Source organism: Thermodesulfobacteriota bacterium, assembly GCA_040755095.1.
Lineage (GTDB): Bacteria > Desulfobacterota > Desulfobulbia > Desulfobulbales > JBFMBH01 > JBFMBH01.
Window position 1 is genome coordinate 1 of sequence record JBFMBH010000208.1, and the last position, 4,275, is coordinate 4,275.

General features: G+C 70.2%; 4 protein-coding genes. 2 read left to right on the forward strand and 2 right to left on the reverse strand.

Going from position 1 to position 4,275, the window contains the following annotated elements:
- Nucleotides 1–638 (reverse strand): TerC family protein (locus tag AB1634_18745; GenBank protein MEW6221552.1); only part of this gene is annotated, 638 nt, incomplete at its 3' end.
- A 186-nt stretch (nucleotides 639–824) separates the two neighbouring features.
- Here AB1634_18745 and AB1634_18750 point away from each other — a divergent pair.
- A complete protein-coding gene (locus tag AB1634_18750; protein MEW6221553.1) occupies nucleotides 825–3,296 on the forward strand; it encodes a DUF3536 domain-containing protein in 2,472 nt (823 codons plus the stop codon).
- A gap of 26 nt (nucleotides 3,297–3,322) precedes the next feature.
- Entirely contained in the window at nucleotides 3,323–3,541 is a 219-nt protein-coding gene (locus AB1634_18755; protein ID MEW6221554.1) for an RND transporter, read from the forward strand.
- Between the two features lie 14 nt (nucleotides 3,542–3,555).
- Here AB1634_18755 and tnpA read toward each other — a convergent pair whose 3' ends face one another.
- On the reverse strand, nucleotides 3,556–3,978 hold the full coding sequence (tnpA, locus tag AB1634_18760; GenBank protein ID MEW6221555.1) for an IS200/IS605 family transposase: 423 nt from the start codon (nucleotides 3,976–3,978) through the stop codon (nucleotides 3,556–3,558).
- Nucleotides 3,979–4,275 lie beyond the last annotated feature (297 nt).

Below are 4,275 nucleotides of genomic sequence, written 5' to 3' on the forward strand. Positions count from 1 at the left end.
ACTGCCACGGCCATGGCCGCCTCCACCCCGTAGATCACCACCTTGGAGGGCTCAAGCCAGGCCACCGTCCAGGGATCGGTGATCATCATCTCGCCGCCCACCTTGCCCAGGATGGCGGCGCCGATGGTGATGATGATGGGGTAACGGTCCATGAGCATGGACAAAAGGTTGCTCGTGAAGATCACGAACGGGATGGACAGGCCCAGCCCGAAAAGGAGCAGGAACAGGTTGCCGTGGGAGGCGCCACCCACCGCCAGCATGTTGTCCATGGCCATGGTGATGTCGGCGATGACGATGATCTTGACCGCCTCCCAGAGGCTGGTCGCCGCCTTGCCGTCAGCCTCCGCCTCCACCGGACTGGCCAAGAGCTTGACAGCGATCCACAGGATCACCGCCCCGCCGCCCAGCTTCACGAACTGGATCTGCAGCAGCTGGGCCACAAAAAAGGTGCAGACGATCCGAAGAGCCACCGCCGCGGCGGTGCCGAGAACGATGCCCTTCTGCCGCTGCTCCTTGGGCAGGGTGCGCACGGCCATGGCAATGACCACCGCGTTGTCACCGGCCAGCACCAGGTCGATGAGGACGATGGACAGGAGGGCCGAAAGGAACTGGGCATCGATCTGCAGGGCGTCGAGCATGGGGCTCCCGGACTCCTCATCTTGGGGGGCGCAGGCGGAACGACTGGCCCAGGATACGCGAACCTGGGACCCTTGTCCACCGCCGAAGCCGGTGCAACGGTGCACGGGACGGGGTATCTTCACAGCACGGCACAAGGCCAGACGGCCTGGCCCGGGCCATCCCCCAGCGTCCCGGCGAGGAGCACCATGCGCGGCTATGTCACCATCCACGGCCACTTCTACCAGCCCCCCCGGGAAAGCCCCTGGCTCGAGATCATCGAGCGCCAGGATTCGGCGGCCCCCTATCACGACTGGAACGAGCGGGTGCACGCCGAGGCCTATGCCCCCAACAGCGTGGCCCGGATCCTCAACGACACGGGCCAGGTGGCGGCCATCGTCAACAACTACGAGGGGATCAGCTTCAACTTCGGCCCCACCCTGCTGGGCTGGATCCGGCAGCACGATGCCGCCACCTACCAACGGATCCGGGCCGCCGACCGGGCCAGCAGCGAGCGGTTGGACGGCCATGGCAACGCCATCGCCCAGGCTTACAACCACATGATCATGCCCCTGGCCAACCGGCGCGACAAGATCACCCAGGTCCGCTGGGGGATCGCCGACTTCCGCAGCCACTTCGGACGGCTGCCGGAGGGGATGTGGCTGCCGGAAACAGCGGTGGACCTGGAGACCCTGGAGATCCTGCACGAGGAGGGGATCGCCTTCACCATCCTGGCCCCCAATCAGGCCCGGCGGGTGCGGACCTTGGCCGGTCGCGGCCGCTGGCAGGATGTCTCCGGCGGCCGGGTCGACACCAGCCGGCCGTATGCGGTCCGCCTGCCCTGCGGCGGTTCTCTTGCCGTCTTCTTCTACCACGGCGCCATTGCCCACGATATCGCCTTCGGCGGCCTCCTGGCCGACGGCTCCCGTCTGGCCGGCCGGCTGCAGGAGGCCCTGCCAGCCGCCGCCTCTCCGGTGCCGCCCCTGGTGCACGTGGCCACCGACGGCGAATCCTACGGCCATCACCACCGCTTCGGCGACATGGGGCTGGCCTTTGTTCTCGCACAGCTGGCCGACGGGGAGGACTTGACGCTCACCAGCTACGGCCACTATCTCTCCTTGCACCCGCCCACCCAGGAGGTGGAGGTGTTCGAGCGCAGCTCCTGGAGCTGCGCCCACGGGGTGGAGCGCTGGCGTGCCGACTGCGGCTGCTCATCCGGCGGGCATCCGGGCTGGAATCAGGCCTGGCGCGCCCCGCTGCGGGAGACCCTGGACTGGCTGCGCTTCGAGCTGACCGGCATCTTCCAGCAGGAGGCCAAGGACCTCTTGGCCGACCCCTGGGCGGCCCGGGACGACGCGATCGATCTTCTCCTGGAGCCGGGCGCTGCCAGCCGGATCCGCTTCCTGCAGCGCCATGCGGCCCGGCCCCTGGCCGCCGGGGAAGAGGCCAGGGCCTTCCGTCTCCTGGAGATGCAGCGCCAGGCCATGCTCATGTTCACCAGCTGCGGCTGGTTTTTCGACGAGCTGTCCGGCATCGAAACCGTGCAGATCCTGCGCTACGCCGGCCGGGCCCTGGAGCTGGCGGAGGGGCTTTCCGGCGCCTCCCTCACCGAGCCGTTTCTGGGCCGCCTGGTCGAGGCGGAGAGCAACCTGGCCGAGATGGGGGATGGTGCCGCGGTGTTCCGGCGCTTCGTGCTGCCCGGCCGCTTTGGCCCTGCCGAGGCAGCGGGCCATGCCGGCCTGGCCATGGCCCTGGACGGGGAGTGCCGGGGGGCAATGACCTTTGGCTGCTACCAGGTGGAGATCCGGTCCGCCGGGGAGGAGCCAGCCGAGGCTCCGGGGCCGAGTGGTCTGGTCACGGTGCGCCACAGCGGCCTGGGCGAGGAGGCGACCTTCTTCGTGCTCGGGGTCGGGCCCAACGGTCACGAGGGAGGGGCCGAGGTGCACGTGCTGGACGCCCCGGCCGGGGGGAGCGGCGAGGCGGCAGCATCCCTGGCGCCCATCATCCGGCGGGCTTGCCAGGTGCGCACGAAGGAGGGGGTGGCCGCGGCGCTCGCCTGGCTGAAGACCCAGGGCGGCCGGCTCTGGACCGTGGCGGACCTCCATCCCGAGCTCCGGCAGGAGCTGCTATCCCGCCGGGTGGAAGGCTGCCGCGCCCATCTGGAAGGGATTCTGGCCGCCGCCTTCCGGGAGCATGCCGGCCTTCTGACCCTGCTGCGGCGGGCTCAGCAGGGCCTGCCCGCCATCTTCCGTCTGGGCGCCGAGGTGGCCTTCAGGGAGTCCCTGGTCTCCGCCCTGTCGGCGCCGGAGCGGGATTCCCAGGCCATGGCCAGGCTGGTCGCGGACTTGGCGGACTGGCAGATCCCAACCGGCGCCGACTGGCTGGCCCCGGCCCTGGAGGCGCCACTCACGGCGGCCATGGCGGCCATGGCCGCCGCCCCCAGCCAGGAGAACCTCGGCCGGGCCCTGGCCATCGTCAGCCTCATCACTCAGTTGCAGGTGCCGGTCTCCATGTGGCAGGCCCAGAACCTGTTCGCCGAGCTTCTGGCCGGCCTCTATCCGGCCCGGCACACCCAGGCCGCGGCCGGTGACCGCAAGGCCTCCGGCTGGCTGAAGGACTTCCTGTCCCTGGGCCACGCCCTGGGCCTGGACGTGGAGGCCCTGGTGCGGCGCCTGGCCTGAGGCGCCCGCGCAATCCGGAGACCATCATGCTGCGCTTCCTCGATCACCTGCCCTGGCCGGTTCTGATCATCGCCTGCCTGACCCTGGGCCTGGCCCCCTTTACCCCGCCCCACCTCTGGGAAAAGCTGCGCATGCTCGCCGCCGGCCGCCTGGTGCGGCCCATCGACTGGCTCGATCTCGTTCTGCACGCCAGCCCCTGGCTGCTGCTCATCCTGAAGGCGGCCCGCACCCTGGCCAGGCCGTGAGGCGGCGACCAGGGTCAGGTGGCGGCCACCGCCAGGTCCTGGGCCTCGGCCGGCCAGCTGACCAGCCGGTGGTGCTCCCGCTGCCGCAACACGTACCGCACCGCCTCGTCCCGCAAGGCCCTGCTGACGCTGAAGGCCCCGTAGCCGTCCTGCCAGGCAAACCCTTCAAGCCCAGCAAGGGCTTCGTGGACCCACCGGGAGGACCCGCCCTTGAGCAGCTGCACAGCCCGGCTCAACGCCATCGTCGCCGGCAGGCCAAGAAGCAGGTGGACATGATCGTCGGCGCCGCCAACGGCATGAACGACCATCCCATGGCGGCGGGCGATAGTGGCCAAGCAGCCCCAAATCGCTTGCTCAATGCCAGCGTGGATCCACGGCTCCCGCCCCTTGGTGCTGAACACGATGTGCACGGTAAGGCTGGTATACGTGTTGGCCATGGCCACTTCCCCGCCGGCGTTCCGGCCGACCTCTGATACGCCACTGCGTGGCTCTGCAAGGAGGGTTTCCTCCGGAGCCTCGCGCAGCGAGAGCAGCTATGATAGCCGGGGGATTCATCCCCCGGCGGAGGCGACGGCGGACACCGCCGGCGGATGCACTCTTCCGGTGGCGGCGCCGCCGGCAACCCCTGCCGGCCGCACTCCCCCGGCCCCGTGCCGGCGACATCCCCCGCCGCCCCCCCGGCCGAGGTGGCCGGCGCCCCCCCCCGGCCAAAACCGCGGCGGATCTCCGGGGGC